The following is a 19,007-nucleotide window of genomic DNA, read 5'->3' on the forward strand; positions in this document are numbered from 1 at the left end:
GGGGGTGAACCTCGTCCGGGTGGGGGACGCCTGGGCTTTCCGCACCGCGGGCGATCTCGGCCATCTGATGGTGCGCGAGACGGTGGAAAGCCGCAAACTCTCGCGCGCGGCGATCGAGACGCTTGCGATCATCGCCTATCATCAGCCGGTGACCCGGGCGGAAATCGAGGAAATCCGGGGTGTTGCGGTTTCGCGCGGCACGATCGACCAGTTGATGGAAATGGAATGGATCCGCTTCGGGCGCCGCCGGATGACGCCGGGGCGGCCGGTCACTTTCGTGGTGACCGAGGGTTTTCTCGATCATTTCGGCCTCGAATCCGCGCGCGATCTGCCGGGGCTGAAGGAGCTGCGGGCCGCGGGCCTGCTGGAGAGCCGCCCGATGCCCGGTCAGGCAGCGGCGCGCGACGAGGACGAGGATGAGGCCCGGAGCGGCCAGAGCGAGCTGTTCGAGGATTGAGGGGAAAACCATGGATCTCAATCGTCTGATCCAGATGCTGATGCGGATGTTTCTGCGCAAGGCGGTGAACAAGGGGATCCGCAGCGCCACCGATTACGCCAGCCGCCGCGGCAAGGCGCCTGAGGAAATGACGCCGGAAGAGCGCGCCCAGGCGAAGAAGGCGAAGGATCTGGCCGACAAGGCGAAGAAAATGGCGCGGCTCGGCCGAAGGCTCTGAAAGAGCTTCGCCCGCTTACGCGGTCGAATGCCCGCCGCGCGGGGATATTTAAGGACAGAAAATGATCCATGATCCGCTTCTGCCCATTATCTGTCTGAAAATATCCCGGGTCGTCCATCTGTTTCGCCATTGGTTCGGGAAGCAGATGGACGGGAGCGCGCGAGCGCGAGGGGGCAGGGGCCCCTCTTACCCGGCTGGTCTTAGCGGAACTGTTTGGCCAGTTTAAGCCCCTGGCCCTGATAGTTCGATTTCAGATCGGCGCCGTAAAGCCGCTCTGGCAAAGCGGACATTCGTTCATAAACCAGCCGGCCCACCACCTGGCCGTGTTCCAGCACGAAGGGGGCTTCGTGGCAGCGCACCTCCAGCACCCCGCGCGAGCCGCGCCCGCCCGCTGCCGCATGGCCGAAGCCGGGGTCGAAGAAACCGGCGTAATGCACGCGGAACTCGCCCACCATCGCCAGATAGGGCGCCATTTCGGCGGCATGGTCGGGCGGGATCGTCACTGCCTCGCGCGAGACGAGGATATAGAAGGCGCCGGGGTCGAGGATGATGCGGCCGTCGTCGGAATGAACCTCTTCCCAGAAGTCGCGCGCCGGGTAATGGCCGATCCGGTCGAGGTCGATCACCCCGGTATGCGGCTTCGCGCGCCAGCCGACCAGACTGCCAGAGGCCGGACGCAGATCGACGGAAAAGCCGAGCCCTTCGGAGATCACCGGCTGACCGTCGACCAGCGGCGTCTGATCGTGCAGCGCGGCGAGTTCCGTATCCGAGAGCAGCGCCTGGCCGGCGCGGAAGCGGATCTGGTTCAGCCTTTGCCCGGCGCGCACCAGCACCGAGAACGAGCGCGGGCAGACTTCGGCATAGAGCGGGCCGCTGTAACCCTCGGGGATGCGGTCGAACTCGCTGCCGCCGTCGGTGATGGCGCGGGTCAGAAGATCCAGCCGTCCGGTCGAGCTTTTGGCATTGGCGACCGCGGTGATTCCCCTGGGCAGCGCGAGGCGCTCGGCCAGTTCGATCACATAGACGCAGCCTTTCTCCAGTACCGCCCCTTCGGTCAGATCGACCCGGTGCATGCCGAATTCGCGGATCCGCTCAGAGACCGGGCGGTCCTTGCCGGCCAGAAACGAGGCGCGGACCCGCCAGGCCACGGTGCCGAGCCGCAGATCGAGGCTGGCGGGCTGGACCTGAATATCCTGCACCGCAGGCGTGGCGCTGATCGCAGCCGAGGCGATCAGGGCGCGGATCGCGTGATCGGGCAGAACGCCGCTTTTCGTCATGCCCTGCCTCCTCTGGCCCATCCGGTGCCGCAGAAATGAAAACCGCCCGCGCTGCACAGGCAGGCGGGCGGTTTTTCGATGGTCGGGCCGGTGAGATTCGAACTCACGACCTCCCGCCCCCCAGACGGACGCGCTAACCAGGCTGCGCTACGGCCCGACACTGAGCGTCTGGATAACGATTTTCGCCGTGGGCGCAAGCGGGAAAGCATCGCCGAAAGCATATAACCCGCCGGGCCTTACAGGCCGGATCGCTGTGGCGGGGCGGATTGCTGGCTCAGCCGCGCGCGCAGGGCGGCGATATGCTGCGACAGGGCGGAAAGCGCCTCGTGCCGGTCGGCAAGACGACCGGGGGGCAGCGCGCGCAGTCGGGCGGCGATCGTGGCGGCGGGCAGGGGCGGGGCCTCGTCCGCGCTGCCGGGAGCAGGGGGATCGGCCGGGGTGTCCGGCCCGAGCGCCGCTGTGGCCTCGGTATCGGGATCCGCGTCTGTCTTCGTTCTGCGACCGCCCGCGGCGCGGAAGGAAAGGGCCGTGGCTTCGGCGGCGGGATCGTCCTGCTCCTCCGCCCGCAGTTCGTCCGCCGCCCCGGTCGCGGGGGCCGTCGCGGCTGCCGGCAGATCGAGCCGGGTCACCGGAGCGGGCAGCGGGTCGGCGTCATGCGGCACGTCGAAGGCGAAGGGCGCTTCCTCCTCTTCGGCCGTGGTTTCCGGGGCCTCCACCGGCTGCACCAGTTCATCTTCCGGCTCGAAGCCGGGGAAGGCGATCTGGCGCGGGTCGTGGTCGGGCACTTCGGTCTCTTTCGTGGTGTCGAGCGGAAAGGCGATCACGCGGGCGCTCTGGCCGGTTTCTGCGGCGTCGCTGTCGGCCGTGTCAGCGCTTTCCCCAAGCGCGCTGCGCAGGGCGTGGACGGTGGCCTCGCCGGCCTGTTCGGGGCTGACCGGATCGGGCTCGGCGTCGAGCCGTTCCGGCATTGCGGCCTCCAGCGCCTCTTCCTCGGGCGTGACCTCATGGCCCAGACCGGCGACATGGCGGATGCCCTGTTCGCGCAGCACCTTCTGCACGCCCCGAATCGTCATCCCCTCTTCATGCAGCAGCCGCTTGATCCCCGACAGCAGCGCCACATCCGAGGGCCGGTAATAGCGCCGCCCGCCCGCGCGCTTGACCGGGCGGATCTGCGGGAAGCGGGTCTCCCAGAACCGCAGCACATGGGCCGGAGTCTCCAGGGCTTCGGCCACCTCGGAAATGGTGCGGAAGGCCTCGGGCGACTTGTGCATGGCGGCGCCTTACCGCGCGGACCCGGCGGCCACGCGGTCTTTCATCAGATGCGAGGGCCGGAAGGTCAGCACCCGGCGCGGCGAGATCGGCACCTCGTCGCCGGTTTTCGGATTGCGCCCGACGCGCGCCGATTTCGCGCGCACCGAGAAGGTGCCGAAGGAAGAGATCTTCACCGTCTCGCCCGCGACCAGCGCGTCGGACATGTGTTGCAGCACCGATTCGACCAGATCGGCCGATTCGTTGCGGCTGAGGCCCACCTCGCGGAACACCGCTTCGGTCAGGTCCATGCGTGTCAGAGTCTTGTCGCTCATGTCAAATCCCCCCCGGGCTGATCGGCCAAGGATGGTAAGGATCCAATTGCTTTGTCAATATCAAAGACTTGGGACGGGCTGTTCAAGCGCCGTTCCGCGCGGATTTACCAGCGCAGCACCACCGAACCCCAGGCGAGGCCGCCGCCGATCGCCTCGGCGACGATCAGATCGCCCTCGCGGATCTGGCCACGGGCGCGGCCGACCGACATGGCGAGGGGAATCGACGCGGCCGAGGTGTTGCCGTGGTCCTGCACCGTCACCACCACCCGCTCCATCGGCACATGCATCCGTTTGGCGGTGGCTTCGATGATGCGGATATTGGCCTGATGCGGCACGATCCAGTCGACATCCTCGCCCGAGAGCCCCGCCTTTGCCAGCGCGGTATGGGCGGTTTCCGCCAGCTTCTCGACCGCGTGGCGGAACACTTCCTTGCCTTCCATCCGCAGATGGCCGGTGGTGCCGGTCGAAGGCCCGCCGTCGACGTAAAGCAGATCGCGGTAGCGGCCGTCGGAGTTCAGATCGAGCGCGAGGATGCCGCGGTCGGCGGCGGTGCCTTCGCCCTCCTGCGCCTCAAGCACCAGCGCGCCGGCGCCGTCGCCGAACAGCACGCAGGTCGAGCGGTCAGACCAGTCCATCAGCCGCGAGAAGGTCTCGGCGCCGATCACCAGCACCCGCTTCGCCTGCCCCGAGACGATCATCGCATTCGCGTTCGACAGGGCGAAGACGAAACCGGCGCAGACCGCCTGAACGTCAAAGGCGAACCCATTGGTCATGCCGAGCTTTGCCTGGACCATGGTTGCGGCCGAGGGGAAGGTCAGATCCGGGGTCGAGGTCGCCACCACGATGGCGTCGATGTCGGCGGGCTCCAGCCCGGCGTCGGCCAGCGCCGCCCGTGCGGCATGCGCGGCAAGATCCGAGGTCGTCTCACCCTCGGCCGCGAAATGGCGCCGCTCGATTCCGGAACGGGAGCGGATCCATTCGTCGGAGGTATCGACCAGAGCCACGAATTCGGAATTGGGAACCACCCGCTCGGGCAGGTAATGCCCGACGCCTTTTACAACCGCGCGCAACGTCATACGGAAGAAACGCTCCCTGTGCCGGCGTCCTCGCCGGGCGCCCCTGAGCGGCTATCCTGCCCCGCGGCTTCGATGGATGCAAGCCGTGCCGCGATCCGGTCGGTCAGCCCGGTCACCGCCAGCCGGTGCGCAAGACCGATGGCCGCCGCGATGCCTGTCGCATCCGATCCGCCATGCGATTTCACCACCGTGCCCTTCAGCCCGAGGAACACCCCGCCGTTCGCCCGGCGCGGGTCGATTCTGTGCTGGAACCGTTTCAGCGAGCGCATCGCCAGCAGCGCCGCGAATTTCGCCACCACCCCGGTGGTGAAGGCCTCGCGCAGCCGGTCTGTCACCAGTTTCGCGGTGCCCTCGCCGGTTTTCAGCGCGACATTGCCGGTAAAACCGTCGGTCACGATCACATCGACCGAACTGCCCGGAATATCGCCGCCCTCGATGAATCCGACATGGGTGAAGCCGCCGGTGGTGGCCTGGGCGGCAAGGATCTCGTTGGCCTCTTTCAGCCCGGCGCGGCCTTTGTGGTCCTCGGTGCCGACGTTCAGCAGGCCCACCCGCGGGCGCGGGATCGACAGCCCGTTGGCCGCATAGGCCGCCCCCATCACCGCATATTGCAGCAGATCGGACGGGTCGGCCTTCACATCGGCGCCCACGTCGAGCATCACGTTGAACCCGCCCGGATTGCGCGAGGGCCAGAGGCAGGCGATGGCGGGTCGGTTGATTCCCGGCAGCTTGCGCAGCCGCAGCATCGAGACCGCCATCAGCGCGCCGGTATTGCCGCAGGAGACCGCGGCCGCCGCCTCGCCGTCGCGCACCGAATTGATCGCGGCCCACATCGAGGTGTCCTGACCGTGGCGCATGACCTGGGCGGGCTTGTCCTCCATCGTCACCACGCCGGCGGAGTGGCGCAGCGCCACGCGCGCGGCCAGCGCGGGCTCGGACCCGAGCAGCGGGCGCAAAACCGATTCGTCGCCATGGAGGATGATGTCGAGATCGGGCAGCCGCCGGATCGAATCGGAAATACCGGCGACCACGGCCGCCGGTCCCTTGTCGCCGCCCATGGCGTCGACCGAAATGACGATACGGGCAGTCTTGCCGGCAACCGGAGTGTTGGATCCGCTGCTCATGGCTTTCGTGCCGCCCTCAGGTAATGCCCTCAGGCGCGGGATCAGGCCGCGTCTTCGTCGATGTCGACCTCGCGCGCCACGGCCACGATTTCTTTCGAATCGTAATGGCCGCAGGACGGGCAGACATGGTGCGGGCGCTTCAGCTCGCCGCAGTTGTTGCATTCGTTCGGGTTCGCAGCCGACAGCGCGTCATGGGCGCGGCGCATGTTCCGGCGGGAGCGGGTAACTCGGTTCTGAGGGACGGCCATGTCTCAACCTCGGGGCTTTGGCGGGGCCAGGCCCCTTTTGATTTGCGGGCGCAACGGCCCTGGTTTCCTGTGTGTCCAGACCTGCCGGGCAATAGCCGACCGATGCTGTTTCACAGCCTGAATGAGGCGCGGAAAATACTCGCTTTCCGCAAAGGTGCAAGCCCTATTCGCTGCCCTGCGCTCATTGCTGCGCGCCGGGATCGTCCTCGGGATCGCCGCCGGGCTTTTCGCCTTTTTTCAACAGACTCGCAAGCCCCGCGAAGGGTTTGAGATCCTCGTCGCGGATCGGCGTCTCGCCGGGGGCGGCAAAGACCGCCTCGCCCAGTTCCGCCCCCGCGGCGCGCGGGTAAGGCGGCAGGGCAAGCGCCAGCGTCTCGGCGGCGATCGCGGCGATGTCGATCACCTCGGGCAGGGGATCCATGCTGTCGTCCTCGGGCATTTCCACCTCTTCGCCCTCGGGCTCGGACCATTCCGACAGGAAACGCCGGCCAACCTGTTCGACGATTCTTGCGGGCACCGGGGCGAGGCTGATGACGCAGGACTGCACCACATCGGCCACGAGTTCCGCGCTCAGGCGGAAATCGCTGCGGCCCTCGGGCAGGATCTCGCCTTTGAACGAGAGCGCGCGGATCGCGGGCAGGTCCAGCGCGCGGGCCAGCGCCGCGCGCGCCGCGGCGTCGGGCGCCCAGGCGAAGCGGGTGGGCTTGCGGTGCGACAGCGCGCCTGCGCGAAAGCGCGGCGCGTCGGGGGCGGGTCGGTTCTCGTCCATGGCGGGTCTCCCAACGGATCCAGGGCGCGCGGGTCAGGACGGCGGGCAGTGCCGTCCGTCCTTGAACTCAGGGCGTCGCATCTGCTATCCCAAGCCGCAAGGGTCAAGACGTCAAAAGGCGCCTGACCTCGTGACGGGCAATACAGGCACAGCGGCGGGGCGCGGGAATGACGGGCAGGACGAGGATGGCGCTGCGCATGGCGGCCTTTGGGCTGGTGCTGCTGGCGGCGGCCTGCGCGAAGATCTACCGCAACCACGGCTATGTTCCCGACGAGGTGGAACTGGCGCAGATCCAGGTCGGCTCCGACACCCGCGAGAGCGTGGCCGAGAAGATCGGCCGCCCCTCGGCCCAGGGCCTGCTCAACGATGTGGGCTGGTTCTACGTGCAAAGCCGGTTCGAGCATTTCGGCCCGCGCGAGCCGGTCGAGGTCAGCCGTCAGGTGGTGGCGATCAATTTCACCGAAAGCGGCACCGTCTCGAACATCGGCCGTTACGGGCTGGAGGACGGCCGCGTGATCGAAATCTCGCGCCGGGTGACCGAGACCAACATCAAGGGCGTCAGCTTCATCGGTCAGCTTCTGGGCAACGTCGGCAGGATCAGCGCAGGCGATCTGCTGCGCTGAGGCCGGAAGAGGCGCGGCCGGAAGAAGCGCGGCGGCGGATGCCTCAGTCCGCCTCATCCTCGCGCTCGAACTCCAGCGCCACGCCGTTGATGCAATAGCGCAAGCCGCCGCGGTCGCGCGGCCCGTCGGGAAAGACATGGCCCAGATGGGCGTCGCAGCGCGCGCAATGCACCTCGGTGCGGATCATGCCATGGCTGCGGTCCTGCGACCCCTCGACGCTTTCGGGAACGAGGGGCGCGGTGAAGGCGGGCCAGCCGCAGCCCGAATCGTAGCGCTCGTCCGAGGCGAACAGCGGGGCGCCGCAGCAGATGCAGTGATAGGTTCCCTCGCCCTCGGGAATGTCGTCATGGCTGAACGGGCGCTCGGTCGCGTGCTTCCGCGTCACCTGCCAGGCGAGATCGGAAAGCTGCTCGCGCCATTCCTCATCCGACTTGACGATCTTGCTCATCGCGCGCTCCCTCGATGCTGGATCTGCAAGGCGAATCTAGGGTGCCCCGCGCAAAAGTCCAGGGGGCAGAGAGGAAAACCATGCGCGCGCGGCTGGCGGAAGGGGCGGAGGACATGGCGCGGGTGCTCGCCCTGCGCCGCAGCGGATTCGCGGATGACGCGGCGGATGCGTTCGACGCCCGGGCGGATCATCTGATGATCGAGGGCGAGGGCGGGCTGCTGGCCACCGCACGGGCGCTGCGCCTGGCCCCGGGCGCGCTCGCGGACAGTTATTCGGCGCAGTTCTACGATCTGCGCGCGCTGGCGGCGCGGGGCGGCGCGGCGGTGGAGATCGGCCGGCTCTGCCTTGCGCCCGCGCTGCGCGGCGGTCCTGCCGCCTGGGAGGCGCTGCGGCTGGCTTTCGCCACCCTGACCCGGATCGCGGACCAGGACGATGCGGCGATGCTGATCGGCTGCGCCTCTTTCCCCGGCGGCGACTGGCAGCGCCATCGCGGGCCTCTGGCCTGGCTGGCGGCGCATCACCTCGGGCCGGTGGAGCTGCGGCCGGGGCCGGGCGTCGCGGATCCGGTGGATTATCCGGCGCTGGCGGGGGAATGCCCCGATCCGCGCGCCGGAGAGGCCGGGCTGCCGCCGCTCTTGCGGTTCTACCTTGGTCTCGGGGGCTGGGTGTCGGACCATGCGGTCCGGGATCGCCAGTTCGACACGCTGCACGTCTTTACCTGCGTCGAGACCGCGAAAATACCAAAGGCGCGCAAGAAAGCCCTGCGCGCCCTGGCGGGACAGTAACGGGGATCAGCCGCGTGCGCGGCGTCCGCCCCGGCGTCCTGCGGTGGCCGAAGAGGCCGCGGCCGAGGCTTCGGAGAAGCTCAGCCCGCCCTCGACCGCCTCGATCACCTTCGAGAAGCGGATCCATTCGCCGCCGTTCGGATCATGGTTCATCAGGAAGTTGGCGGCGCGGATCGCCTCCATCTCCTGCTGGCGCACCGGGTTCATGATCGCCGAGGTCATGCCGGCGCAGATCGCCATCGGCAGGAAGGCCCCGTTGATCCCGTGACGGTGCGGCAGGCCGAACGAGATGTTCGAGGCGCCGCAGGTGGTGTTCACGCCCAGCTCGTCGCGCAGACGGCGCACGAGGGTAAAGACCTGCTGACCGGCCGAGCCCATCGCGCCCACCGGCATCACCAGCGGATCGACCACGATGTCATGCGCCGGAATGCCGAAATCGGCGGCGCGCTCGACGATCTTTTTCGCCACCGCAAACCGCACATCCGGGTCGGGCGAGATGCCGGTATCGTCGTTCGAGATCGCCACCACCGGCACGTTGTATTTCTTGACCAGCGGCAGAACCAGCTCCAGCCGCTCCTCCTCGCCGGTGACCGAGTTCAGCAGCGGACGGCCCTCGCAGGCCATCAGCCCCGCCTCCAGCGCGCCCGGCACCGACGAGTCGATGCACAAGGGCACGTCGACCGTCTGCTGCACGATCTCGACCAGCTGCTTCATCAGCGGCGGCTCGACGAAATTGTTGTCGGCGTAGCGCGGATCCTTCGCCATCATATTGGTGAAGACGGCGCCCGAGTTGATGTCGAGGACGGTGGCGCCGCAGGCGACCTGTTCCAGCGCATCCTTGATGACGGTGTCGAAATTCCCTGCCTCAAGCTCGGCGGCAAGCTTCTTGCGGCCGGTCGGATTGATCCGCTCGCCGATCACGCAAAAGGGTTCGTCGAAACCGATGATGACGGTTTTCGTCTTGGATTCTATGACGGTGCGGGTCATTCTTCGTCCTGTTTCTGAAGATGTCAGGCCGCGCGGGCCGGTTTGCCCGACAGGCCGCCATTGGCGGTGACCCATTCGGCATTGGTCTTGATCCCGCCCAGCGGGAAGAAATGCACCTGCTCGATCCCGAAGCCGGGATTGGCGGCCTTATGGGCGGCCAGCGCGTTCAGCACATCGGTCGGCTCGTAGGGCAGAAGCAGCTTGGTCACGTCGAGCGCGCGCTTTTGCAGCACCTTGAGCGAGGGGCCGACGCCGCAGGCGATGGCGAATTTGATCAGGGTTTGCAGCTTGGCGGGGCCCGCGACGCCGATATGGACCGGCAGATCCACGCCCTCGGCCTTCAGCCGGTCCACCCATGCGATCACCGGGGCGGCGTCGAAGCAGAACTGCGTCGCCATCGCCATTTTCGCATCGGTGCGCTCGGCGAAGGCGGTTTTCCAGCGCGCGGCTTCCATCACGGCGCGGTCCGAGCCGTCGGGGTCGATATCCTTGTTGCCCTCGGGGTGACCGGCGACATGCAGCCGCTCGAACCCGTCAAAAGCGCCCGATTCCAGGAGTTGCATCGAGGAATGGTATTCGCCATGCGGGGTGGCGACGCCGCCCGCCAGCATGAGGCCCTGGCGCACGCCCACATCCTTGTAGCGCGACACCCAGTCGGTGAGGGTGGCCTTGTCCTTGATGATGCGGGCCGGGAAATGCGGCATCACCGCGAAGCCCTCGTCGCCGATCCGCTTCGCGGTGGCGACCATCTCCTCGATCGGGGTGCCCTCGATATGGGCGATATAGACCCGGGTGCCCAGGGGCAGGATGGCGCGGAAATCCGCGACCTTCTCGGCGGTGCGCGGCATCACCTCGATGGACCAGCCTTTCAGGAAGGCCTCCAGATCGGCCCCGGAAGCGGCGGGGGCGGCGGGCTTGCGGAAAGAAAACAGGGCCATCAGTCGCTCCTTCAGCGAGGGTTTCATGGCAGAGATCAGGCGCCGGGACGGGGCAGCGCCCAGCCTTCGTTGGCGATCAGTTCCCTGATGCGGTCGGTGTCGTATTCGCGGTCCAGCCGGGCGGCGATGTCGCGGGCCAGGTCGTCCTGATCGCCCTCGGCCTCGCCTTCGCTGACCTTGCGCCATTCGGCCAGATAGGCGTCGGAATCGCGCGCGCCGATCTTCATGGCGCAGCGGTCGATCGCCTGTTCAAAGCGTTCGGGCAGTTGCACCTTGGCACCGCGGCGTCCCTTGCCCACGATGACCTGGGCAGGAATGTCTCTCCAACAGACGATGGTGACTTCGGGCATGTGCGGCGATTCCCGTGCTGGCTGTGGCTCACTGTGTAATCGCCGGAAAACGTCCCGCGCGGTCGGTTTTCGACATGGCGCGCGCTTCCAGCGACCCGGGCACTGTCGCAACCGCGACGTATTCGCGCAAGCCGCCTTTCGGCGCCCCTTCGGCAGGCCGTTTGCGGCTTGTGACAGCCGCGCCTTGTCAGAACCCGGTGCTGCGTCTACATTCACCTCAACCAGATATGGAGGGCGGTATGACGCCCGGGCGTCCCCATGGGGCGGACGCGACGCCGGTTCCGGTCGGGCAGGGTGATTCCGGCCCGCGTTTCGGCGATCCGTCTGACCCCGCAGGCCGGGGCTCGGCGCTTTATGCGGCGCTGGACCTCGGCACCAATTCGTGCCGGATGCTGATCGCCCAGCCGAGGGGCGCGCAGTTCACCGTCACCGACAGTTTTTCCAAGACCGTGCAGCTTGGCGCGGGGCTTGAGGCATCGGGACGGCTCAGCCGGACCTCGATGGCGCGCACCATCCAGGCGCTGCGGATCTGTCAGAAGAAGATCGAGAAGAGCGGCGTCACCCGGATGCGTCTGGTGGCGACCGAAGCCTGCCGCCGCGCCCGCAACGCCCGCGACTTCATCCGCCAGGTGCGGCGCGAGACCGGGATGGCGCTGGAAATCATCTCGCCCGAAGAGGAGGCGCGGCTCGCCGTCGTCTCCTGCGCGCCGCTGGTCTCGGCAGAGACCGAGCAACTTCTGGTGGTGGATATCGGCGGCGGCTCGACCGAACTGGTCTGGATCGACCTCTCCGGCGTGCCGCCCTGGGAGCGCGCCCGCGCGATCATGCGGCTGCGGATGGGGTTCAACCAGCCCGGCACCGGGCCGCAGGCGCGGGTGGTGGACTGGATCTCGGTCAAGCTGGGCGTCGCCACGCTGAAAGACCAGTTCCAGGATGTCGAGGACGATGCCGCGCGTTTCGCGCTGATGTCCTGGTTCTTCGAGGAAAACCTCTCCAGCTTCAGCCCCTATCACGCCCAGTCCCGGCGCGAGGGGTTCCAGATCATCGGCACCTCGGGCACGGTGACGACCGTCGCCGCCTCCTGGCTGGGGCTGCGCCGCTATGACCGCGCCAAGGTCGACGGGCTCCAGATGACCTCGGGCCAGATCGACACGGTGATCCGCGATTATCTCGCGCTCGGCCCTGAGGGGCGGCGCTCGGACCCCAGGATCGGCCGCGACCGCCATACGCTGATCATGTCGGGCGCGGCGATCCTGCAGGCGCTGATGCGGATCTGGCCGACGGATCGTCTTTCCGTGGCGGATCGCGGTCTGCGCGAAGGGCTGCTATATGCGCAGATGAGCGCCGACGGCGTGCTGGAAGAAGGGCCCTGATCATGACGAAACCGCCTTCGGGCAAACAGACCTCGGGCCGCGGCCAGCGCGACCTGCGGGTCAAGGTCAAGACTGCCAAGGGGCGCCGGCTGTCCTCGACGCTCTGGCTGGAGCGGCAGCTGAACGACCCCTATGTCGCCCGCGCGAAGCGCGAGGGCTATCGCGGCCGCGCGGCGTTTAAGATCATGGAACTCGACGACCGTTACGAATTTCTGAAACCCGGGGCGCGGGTGGTCGATCTGGGCTGCGCGCCTGGCGGCTGGTGCCAGGTGGCGGTGCCGCGGATCAACGCGCTCGGCGAGAATGCGAAGAAGCCGCAGGGAAGGATCATCGGCGTCGATCTGCAAGAGGTCGAGCCGATCGCGGGGGTGGAGCTGCTGCTGCTCGATTTCCTCGCCGAGGGGGCCGAGGACCAGGTCAAGGCCCTGCTGGGCGGCCGCGCCGATGTGGTGATGAGCGACATGGCCGCCGCCGCCTCGGGCCACAAGGGCACCGACCATCTGCGCATCATTGCGCTGATCGAGGCCGCGCTGGCCTTCGCCTATGATGTGCTGGAGGACGGCGGCACTTTCGTCGCCAAGGTGCTGGCGGGCGGGGCCGAGAACCAGATGCAGGCCGAACTCAAGCGCAACTTCACCAAAGTCGCCAATGTGAAGCCGCCGTCGAGCCGGGCGGATTCGTCGGAGAAATTCGTGATCGCGATGGGATTCAGGGGCAGGGCGCGCGAGACCGGCGAGGGAGAGTGATACCGCTCGGACCGCCGCGCGCCCGGACTGCGGACATGCGGCGGAACATGTGAGGGCAGGCGGTGCGTCTCAGACGGTCAGCGTCCCGTCCCCGAGCGCGTCCCGCAGCGCATCCACCGCCGCGGCGAGCCTTTCGTCGATCACATGCAGATATTGCGTCCAGTCGGCCAGTTCGCGCAGGTCCCCGGCCCCGTCCGAGATGCCGCGCAGGCCGATCAGCGGGATCGCGAATCTTTGCGCCGCGCGCAGATGGGCGAAGGTCTCCATATCCACCATCTCCTCGGCGATGGCGTCGTAACCGCTGCCGCTGACGATATTCGCCCCGGTCGAGAGGCTGGCGGCGGGCAGGCCGGGGATGCGGTGCGAGAGCTCGATCCGCGCGGGCAGGTCCAGAAACGGCGTGCGCCCGCGCTCGAAGCCGAGGGCCGAGGCGTCCATGTCGCGATAGGCCAGGCTTGCGACCTGATAGACCTGCGCCTGCGCCAGCGCGCGCGACCCGGCCGATCCCAGCGAGACGATCAGCCGCGGCCGCTGTTCCATCGCCGCCAGCGCGGCGGTCAGCGCCACCGCGCCCTCGACCGGGCCGACGCCGGTGATCAGCGGCGTGATACGCGCGCGCAACGCCGGGCCGTATTCCGCCTCGGCCGCCATCACGAAGAGGACCGGCACGCCTGCCATCAGATCTGTCGTCGGGGTCATGCTGCCTCTCGCGTTTCGCGCGAGAGGTGACACGCGCCGCGCCCGCTGGTCAAGGCGCCACCCGCCCCGTCAGTCCGCCGCCGGCGCGAGCTGCGCTTCGGCCCCGATCCACCATTTGTAATGGTGATGCTCGAAGGTCGCGTGCTGTTCGCAGCCATGCACGCCGGGCGCCGTGTGGCGGTAAAGGGTGCGCCAGTAGGGCTGGATCATCACGCCCTCCTGCTGGAGGATCTCTTCCAGCCGTTTCATCACCTTTGATCGCGCCTCTGCGTCGGGGATCGCCAGCGCCTCGTTCAGCAGCGCGTCGAATTCGGCGTTGGAAAAGCCCGATTCGTTCCAGGCCTCGCCGCTGCGATAGGCCACCGCCAGCACCTGGACCCCGAGCGGGCGCATGTTCCATTCGGTGGCCGAGAACGGAAAGCTCTTCCAGTCGTTCCAGAAGGTCGCGCCCGGCAGCACCCGGCGGCGGATCTTCAGCCCGGCGTCGCGGATCTGCACCGCGATCGCGTCGCAGGTCGCCGCCTGCCAGGAATCGTCGAGCGAGATCAGCTCGAACTCGAACTCGCCATAGCCCGCCTCGCGCACCAGCCCGGCCCCGGCTTTCGGATCGGGCACCAGCGAGGGCAGCGGGTGATACTCGGGGTGCAGCGGGCAGACATGGTGGTTCTCGGCGATGGTGCCATGGCCCTGGTAGCCCAGTTCCAGCACCACCTCGTTGTCGACGCAGAGGATCAGCCCCGAGCGCACCCGCAGATCGCGGTATTCCTCTGTCTGCTGGTTGAAGCGCGCGGTCAGCGTGGCAGCGGTCGGCACCTCGCTGCGCGCCCAGCCGAGCGCGTCCAGGCTTTCGATGAACTCGCCCACCGACTGATAGGTCGCGTCGATCCGGCCCGCCGCGGCGGCCGGGACATCGGCGGCCGGGTCGGGGCCGAGGTCGTGATATTCGATCCGCTCAAGCCAGGGGCCGCCCCAGACCGCGCGGCCCCACCAGGGCAGGTCCGCCCGGACCAGCACCGCGCGGCTGCCCGCCTCGAAACTCTCGCAGCGCCAGGGGCCGGTGCCCGGCGATCCGAGCGGATCGCCGCCGTCATAACCGGGATGCACCAGCAGGGCCGGGTAATCCGCAAGCCCCGCGATCAGCGTCACATCCGGGCCGGAGAGCACCAGCTTCACCGTCAGCGGGTCGATCACGCTGACCGCGCCGTCGCGCAGCTGGCCGGTGTCCGGGTCGCGCAGGCCCGCGCAGCGCGCCGCCATCGAGTTGCCCGCGACCGTGCCGTCGCACCAGCGCGCGAAATTATGCGCCACATCCTGGGCGGTGAAGGGATCGCCGTTCGACCAGGTGACGCCGCCGCGCAGCTTCAGAAGATATTCGCTGGCGTCGTCGTTGGCGTCCCAGCTTTCCAGCAGCATGCCGCGGATCGTGCCGTCGTTGTCGTATTCCACCAGGCCTTCCAGCCAGCCGCGCAGGACATTGGCGATCTGGCTCCAGTCTGCGGTGCGCGGGTCTTTCAGCGCCCGCACCTCCATCGACATCCGCAGGGTGCCGCCCGGGACCGGGGTCTCCTGTGCCCGCGCGGGCGCCTGCATCCCGATCAGCCCCCAGGCCGCGGGCGCCGTCAGCCCGAGCGCGGTGGCCCGGGTCAGGAATTCGCGCCGGCTCAGCCGTCCTGCGCGCAGGTCGGAGGCGCAGATCCGGGCCGCCGGATGCAGTCTGGTGGTCTGGGGCATCGCCGTCTTTCCCTGTCACTCCGGCCCGCGGCGCGGGAAGGGGGCGGGGCCGGTCGTGCGCGCCCCGCCGGGCTATTGCGCATGTTTTCGGCGCTGGCGTCAATGCACGCTCAGGAGGCGCGGCGGAAGGCCGTCGGCGATTTCCCGGTCAGATGATGGAAGGCGCGGGTGAAATAGGCGGGCGAGGTGTAGCCGAGGCTCGCCGCGATATGGCCCACCGGGATTTTCGTCTCGGCCAGCAGCCGCCGGGCCTCGAAGATCCGGCGGTCCTGGAGCAGCGCCGAAGCCGGGCGGCCGCAGGCCAGCTTGCAGCAGCGCGTCAGATGGGTGGGCGTCACGTTCAGCGCGGCGGCGAATTCCGCCACCCCCATGCCGGAACGGTATTCCTTCTCCAGCAGTTTCGAGTAGCGCGCCGCCAGCCGTCGGGTGGCGTCGGGCTTCACCGGCTCGGGCTCGGCCCGCACCACCTGACGCTCCAGCCAGACGCCGAGCAGGCCGAGATAATGCCGCGTCGCCCGGTCATGGGCGGGCACGTCGGAGTTCATCTCGCGCAGAATCGAATCGAGCAGGACGTTGATCTCCTGCTGGGCATGCACCTCGCGGATGCGCAGATGGTGCGGCTCTTTCGGCAAAGGCACGTCGCAGTTGCGGCCGAAGAACACCGCGGTGCCGAAAACCTGCTGCCCGGCGTCGAAGCCGTGCATCACGCCCGGCGGGATGAAAACCGCATTATGTGCCGTGTAGCCCCGTGTCGCCCCCTGGACCGTGATACGGCCCTGGCCTTTGGTGAACCACAACAGGCAGGATTCCGAGAGCGAACGCATCGCCTCGACCCGCCAGCGGCCACCCGCGACAAGGCGGGGAATGGCGATCAGGCGGAGGTTGGAAATCGCGGTAAAGTCTTGCATCGTCTTGTTGTTTTCATTGCCAGCTCTGGCGCGAGGCTATGCTTTCCTTCGCCCGAAACCAAAGCAAAAAGCAGCCGGGCGGGGAAAGTTATCCACATAGTGGCGCGAAAGCTGTGCATAAGTCTGTGGGCAGGCGAAAGCCCGCCTGGCGCGATTGTCGCCGCACCGGAAACAACCCTTACGGAAGCGCAACCTCGCGCCAGTCCTTCATGCGCGAGCGCAACCACGTCCGCTGTCGCTTGGCATATTGCCGGCTGGCAAGCTTCGCGGCCTCGGTCGCCGTCGCCAGATCCGTCTCGCCGCGCAGGTAGGCGATCAGCTCCGGCGCCCCGATCGCGCGCGACGCGGGCCGCGCCGGATCCCAGAACGGCAATTCGGCGCGCACCTCGTCCAGCGCGCCCATGGCCATCATCTGATCGAACCGCCGGTCGATCCGCGCGTTCAGCCAGTCCACATCGGGGCGGATCACCAGCGCCTCGGCCCCGGCGCGGGGCAGCAGCGCCGGGCCGGTCTGCGCCTGCCAGGCGGCCAGCCCGCGCCCCGTCGCGCGCAGCACCTCCCAGGCGCGCTGGACACGGGCGGGGTTCAGCAGGTCGATCTTCGCCGCGGTTTGCGCGTCCAGCCCCGCCAGCATCGCCGGGAAATCCGCGGCGCGCAGGCGATCCGCCTCGGCGCGAACCTCAGGCGGCACCGGCGGCACCCCGGCCAGCCCTTCGGTCAGCGCCATGAAGTAAAGCCCGGTGCCGCCGACCACCACCACCGGCCGGTCCAGAAGCCCCTGCACCTCGCGCAGCCAGTGGCCCGCCGAATAGAGCTGATCGCGGGCCACATGACCGTAAAGCGCATGGGGCAGCGCCGCCTCGTCCCCGGCCGCGGGCCGCGCGCTCAGCACCCGCCAGCAGGCGTAGACCTGAAGCGCATCGGCATTGACCACGACCCGCCCGTCGCGCGCCGCGATCTCCATCGCCAGCGCCGATTTGCCGCTTGCCGTCGGTCCGGCGATCAGCACCGGCAATTCGCGCGAAATCGCTGAAAGATCCGGCAAGGCCGCTTCCTCCTGACCCAAATATCCCGCAAGACACCCCGGGGGAATCCCGGCTCTGCCGGGAGGGGGGCAGGGGCCCCGCTTCCCCGGTTGAACCCGCGCCGGTTTTCCATCATCTTGCGCGCCGATCCAGAACCAAAAGCAAGATCAGGGGATTCCCATGTCCAGTGCAAGCAAAAAGCCCGGGCCGGAACCGGGCGTGAAATACGCCCGCGTGATGCTCAAGATCTCGGGCGAGGCGCTGATGGGGGATCAGGGCTACGGGCTGAACCCGCGCACCGTGGCGCGCATCGCCGAAGAGGTGAAGGCGGTCCACGATCTGGGGGTCGAGATCTGCATGGTGATCGGCGGCGGCAACATCTTCCGCGGCCTCGCCGGTTCGGCCCAGGGGATGGAGCGCACCACCGCCGATTATATGGGGATGCTCGCCACCGTGATGAACGCGCTGGCAATGCAGTCGGCGCTCGAATCCCTGGGCGTCTTTACCCGGGTGATCAGCGCGATCCCGATGGATCAGGTCTGCGAGCCCTATATCCGCCGCCGCGCCGTGCGCCACCTGGAGAAGAAGCGGGTCTGCATCTTCGCCGCCGGGACCGGCAACCCCTATTTCACCACCGACACCGCCGCGACGTTGCGCGCGAACGAGATGGGCTGCCAGGCGGTGTTCAAGGGCACCAAGGTCGATGGCGTCTACGACAAGGATCCGAAGAAACATTCGGATGCGAAGCGCTACGAGAAGGTTTCCTACGACGAGGCGCTGGAAAAGCATCTCGGCGTGATGGATGCCACCGCGATCGCGCTGGCGCGCGACAACGACCTGCCGATCATCGTCTTCTCGCTCGACGAGCCGGGCGGCTTCCGCGGCATCCTCGCTGGCGAGGGCACCTATACGACGGTGAACGCAAAAGGCTGAGGCACCCGGTTGCCTGCCGCCGGTGCGGGGGCGCCCCACTATACCCGCGAGGCATTTCGTCCTATATGGACAAAAATCCCCCGCCCGGTGTTCCCCGGAACCGACGGCGGGCCGAAATCAGGGAAAGACCAGATGTCGACCGACGAATTCATGCTCGACACCGATGATCTGACGCGCCGCATGGAAGGCGCGCTGGCCGCTTTGCGCACGGAATTCGCCTCGCTGCGGACCGGCCGCGCCTCGGGCTCGATCCTGGAGCCGATCCATGTCGATGCCTATGGCCAGTCCACCCCGATCAACCAGCTCGGCACCGTCAACGTGCCCGAGCCGCGGATGGTCACGATCAACGTCTGGGACAAGGCCATGGTCGGCAAGGTCGAGAAAGCGATCCGCGAATCCGGCCTCGGGATCAACCCGCAGCTCAACGGCACCATCATCATGCTGCCGATCCCCGAGCTGAACGAAGAGCGCCGGCGCGAGCTGACCAAGGTGGCCGGCCAGTATGCCGAACATGCCCGCGTCGCGATCCGCAACCTGCGCCGCGACGGGATGGACCAGATCAAGAAGGCCAAGGCGAAGAACCTCGTTTCCGAGGACGACCAGAAGTTCTGGGAGGACGAGGTTCAGAGCATGACCGACAGGCATATCAAACTGATCGACCAGTCGCTTGAGGCCAAACAGGTCGAGATCATGCAGGTCTGAGCCGGGAA

23 protein-coding genes and 1 tRNA gene are annotated in these 19,007 nt (G+C 67.8%); 8 read left to right on the forward strand and 16 right to left on the reverse strand.

Translation table 11 applies throughout. The features are described 5' to 3' along the window. Window positions 1-457: SMC-Scp complex subunit ScpB (scpB, locus tag XINFAN_RS14945; protein WP_148087152.1), on the forward strand; the 457-nt coding region annotated here is incomplete at its 5' end. A 10-nt stretch (window positions 458-467) separates the two neighbouring features. Then, complete coding sequence (locus XINFAN_RS14950; RefSeq protein WP_124087670.1) at window positions 468-674, forward strand: hypothetical protein; 207 nt, start codon at window positions 468-470, stop codon at window positions 672-674. 200 nt (window positions 675-874) lie between these two features. Here XINFAN_RS14950 and XINFAN_RS14955 read toward each other — a convergent pair whose 3' ends face one another. From XINFAN_RS14955 to XINFAN_RS14990, 8 genes are all read right to left on the reverse strand, one after another. After that, window positions 875-1,951, reverse strand: coding sequence for a 2'-deoxycytidine 5'-triphosphate deaminase (locus tag XINFAN_RS14955; RefSeq protein ID WP_160144632.1), 1,077 nt, complete (start codon window positions 1,949-1,951; stop codon window positions 875-877). 79 nt (window positions 1,952-2,030) lie between these two features. After that, window positions 2,031-2,108: transfer RNA gene (locus tag XINFAN_RS14960), tRNA-Pro, on the reverse strand. A gap of 79 nt (window positions 2,109-2,187) precedes the next feature. After that, a complete protein-coding gene (locus XINFAN_RS22275) occupies window positions 2,188-3,222 on the reverse strand; it encodes a MerR family transcriptional regulator (protein WP_233352227.1) in 1,035 nt (344 codons plus the stop codon). A 9-nt stretch (window positions 3,223-3,231) separates the two neighbouring features. Then, window positions 3,232-3,534 (reverse strand): integration host factor subunit alpha, encoded by a 303-nt coding sequence (ihfA, locus tag XINFAN_RS14970; RefSeq protein ID WP_124087672.1) that lies wholly within the window; start codon window positions 3,532-3,534, stop codon window positions 3,232-3,234. Between the two features lie 104 nt (window positions 3,535-3,638). Continuing rightward, entirely contained in the window at window positions 3,639-4,610 is a 972-nt protein-coding gene (locus XINFAN_RS14975; protein WP_124087673.1) for a beta-ketoacyl-ACP synthase III, read from the reverse strand. Next, entirely contained in the window at window positions 4,607-5,734 is a 1,128-nt protein-coding gene (plsX, locus tag XINFAN_RS14980; protein ID WP_124087674.1) for a phosphate acyltransferase PlsX, read from the reverse strand. Before plsX ends, XINFAN_RS14975 begins: the two co-directional genes overlap by 4 nt. 41 nt (window positions 5,735-5,775) lie before the next feature. Continuing rightward, window positions 5,776-5,982: a 50S ribosomal protein L32 gene (gene rpmF, locus XINFAN_RS14985; RefSeq protein ID WP_124087675.1), complete on the reverse strand. Its 207-nt coding sequence runs from the start codon at window positions 5,980-5,982 to the stop codon at window positions 5,776-5,778. A gap of 181 nt (window positions 5,983-6,163) precedes the next feature. Then, window positions 6,164-6,751, reverse strand: coding sequence for a DUF177 domain-containing protein (locus XINFAN_RS14990; protein WP_124087676.1), 588 nt, complete (start codon window positions 6,749-6,751; stop codon window positions 6,164-6,166). 167 nt (window positions 6,752-6,918) lie between these two features. On the opposite strand from XINFAN_RS14990, the gene XINFAN_RS14995 reads away from it, so the two are divergent. Then, window positions 6,919-7,374 (forward strand): outer membrane protein assembly factor BamE, encoded by a 456-nt coding sequence (locus XINFAN_RS14995; protein WP_233352228.1) that lies wholly within the window; start codon window positions 6,919-6,921, stop codon window positions 7,372-7,374. Between the two features lie 43 nt (window positions 7,375-7,417). Here XINFAN_RS14995 and msrB read toward each other — a convergent pair whose 3' ends face one another. Further along, window positions 7,418-7,822 (reverse strand): peptide-methionine (R)-S-oxide reductase MsrB, encoded by a 405-nt coding sequence (gene msrB, locus XINFAN_RS15000; protein ID WP_124087677.1) that lies wholly within the window; start codon window positions 7,820-7,822, stop codon window positions 7,418-7,420. Between the two features lie 80 nt (window positions 7,823-7,902). Between msrB and XINFAN_RS15005 the strand changes: the two genes are divergently transcribed. Continuing rightward, window positions 7,903-8,607 (forward strand): GNAT family N-acyltransferase, encoded by a 705-nt coding sequence (locus tag XINFAN_RS15005; protein WP_160144633.1) that lies wholly within the window; start codon window positions 7,903-7,905, stop codon window positions 8,605-8,607. A 6-nt stretch (window positions 8,608-8,613) separates the two neighbouring features. Here XINFAN_RS15005 and XINFAN_RS15010 read toward each other — a convergent pair whose 3' ends face one another. From XINFAN_RS15010 to XINFAN_RS15020, 3 genes are read right to left on the reverse strand one after another with little or no spacing between them, the layout of a single operon-like run. Beyond that, window positions 8,614-9,594 (reverse strand): methyltetrahydrofolate cobalamin methyltransferase, encoded by a 981-nt coding sequence (locus XINFAN_RS15010; protein ID WP_124087679.1) that lies wholly within the window; start codon window positions 9,592-9,594, stop codon window positions 8,614-8,616. A 23-nt stretch (window positions 9,595-9,617) separates the two neighbouring features. Next, window positions 9,618-10,532 carry a methylenetetrahydrofolate reductase gene (locus tag XINFAN_RS15015; RefSeq protein ID WP_124087680.1) on the reverse strand — a complete coding sequence of 305 codons (915 nt, stop codon included), beginning with the start codon at window positions 10,530-10,532 and terminating at the stop codon, window positions 9,618-9,620. A 35-nt stretch (window positions 10,533-10,567) separates the two neighbouring features. Continuing rightward, window positions 10,568-10,882 carry a virulence factor gene (locus XINFAN_RS15020; RefSeq protein ID WP_124087681.1) on the reverse strand — a complete coding sequence of 105 codons (315 nt, stop codon included), beginning with the start codon at window positions 10,880-10,882 and terminating at the stop codon, window positions 10,568-10,570. 239 nt (window positions 10,883-11,121) lie between these two features. On the opposite strand from XINFAN_RS15020, the gene XINFAN_RS15025 reads away from it, so the two are divergent. Together XINFAN_RS15025 and XINFAN_RS15030 are read left to right on the forward strand one after the other, a co-directional pair. Next, window positions 11,122-12,255, forward strand: coding sequence for a Ppx/GppA phosphatase family protein (locus XINFAN_RS15025; RefSeq protein ID WP_124087682.1), 1,134 nt, complete (start codon window positions 11,122-11,124; stop codon window positions 12,253-12,255). Between the two features lie 2 nt (window positions 12,256-12,257). Next, window positions 12,258-13,001 carry an RlmE family RNA methyltransferase gene (locus XINFAN_RS15030; RefSeq protein ID WP_124087683.1) on the forward strand — a complete coding sequence of 248 codons (744 nt, stop codon included), beginning with the start codon at window positions 12,258-12,260 and terminating at the stop codon, window positions 12,999-13,001. Between the two features lie 69 nt (window positions 13,002-13,070). On the opposite strand, the gene XINFAN_RS15035 is transcribed toward XINFAN_RS15030, so the two are convergent. From XINFAN_RS15035 to miaA, 4 genes are all read right to left on the reverse strand, one after another. Then, window positions 13,071-13,700, reverse strand: coding sequence for a 5'-methylthioadenosine/S-adenosylhomocysteine nucleosidase (locus tag XINFAN_RS15035; protein WP_124087684.1), 630 nt, complete (start codon window positions 13,698-13,700; stop codon window positions 13,071-13,073). Between the two features lie 69 nt (window positions 13,701-13,769). Then, complete coding sequence (locus XINFAN_RS15040; protein WP_124087685.1) at window positions 13,770-15,431, reverse strand: ABC transporter substrate-binding protein; 1,662 nt, start codon at window positions 15,429-15,431, stop codon at window positions 13,770-13,772. A gap of 110 nt (window positions 15,432-15,541) precedes the next feature. Continuing rightward, the gene (locus XINFAN_RS15045; RefSeq protein ID WP_124087686.1) at window positions 15,542-16,339 is read right to left on the reverse strand and encodes an AraC family transcriptional regulator; all 798 of its coding nucleotides are present in this window, start codon (window positions 16,337-16,339) and stop codon (window positions 15,542-15,544) included. Between the two features lie 178 nt (window positions 16,340-16,517). Further along, window positions 16,518-17,405 (reverse strand): tRNA (adenosine(37)-N6)-dimethylallyltransferase MiaA, encoded by an 888-nt coding sequence (gene miaA / locus XINFAN_RS15050; RefSeq protein WP_435530875.1) that lies wholly within the window; start codon window positions 17,403-17,405, stop codon window positions 16,518-16,520. A 139-nt stretch (window positions 17,406-17,544) separates the two neighbouring features. Between miaA and pyrH the strand changes: the two genes are divergently transcribed. Both pyrH and frr read left to right on the forward strand, forming a co-directional pair. Further along, on the forward strand, window positions 17,545-18,297 hold the full coding sequence (gene pyrH / locus XINFAN_RS15055) for a UMP kinase (RefSeq protein ID WP_124087688.1): 753 nt from the start codon (window positions 17,545-17,547) through the stop codon (window positions 18,295-18,297). A gap of 132 nt (window positions 18,298-18,429) precedes the next feature. Then, entirely contained in the window at window positions 18,430-18,999 is a 570-nt protein-coding gene (gene frr / locus XINFAN_RS15060; protein ID WP_124087689.1) for a ribosome recycling factor, read from the forward strand. The last annotated feature ends 8 nt before the right edge of the window (window positions 19,000-19,007 follow it).

Source organism: Pseudogemmobacter humi (genome assembly GCF_900609055.1).
Taxonomy (GTDB): Bacteria; Pseudomonadota; Alphaproteobacteria; order Rhodobacterales; family Rhodobacteraceae; genus Pseudogemmobacter; species Pseudogemmobacter humi.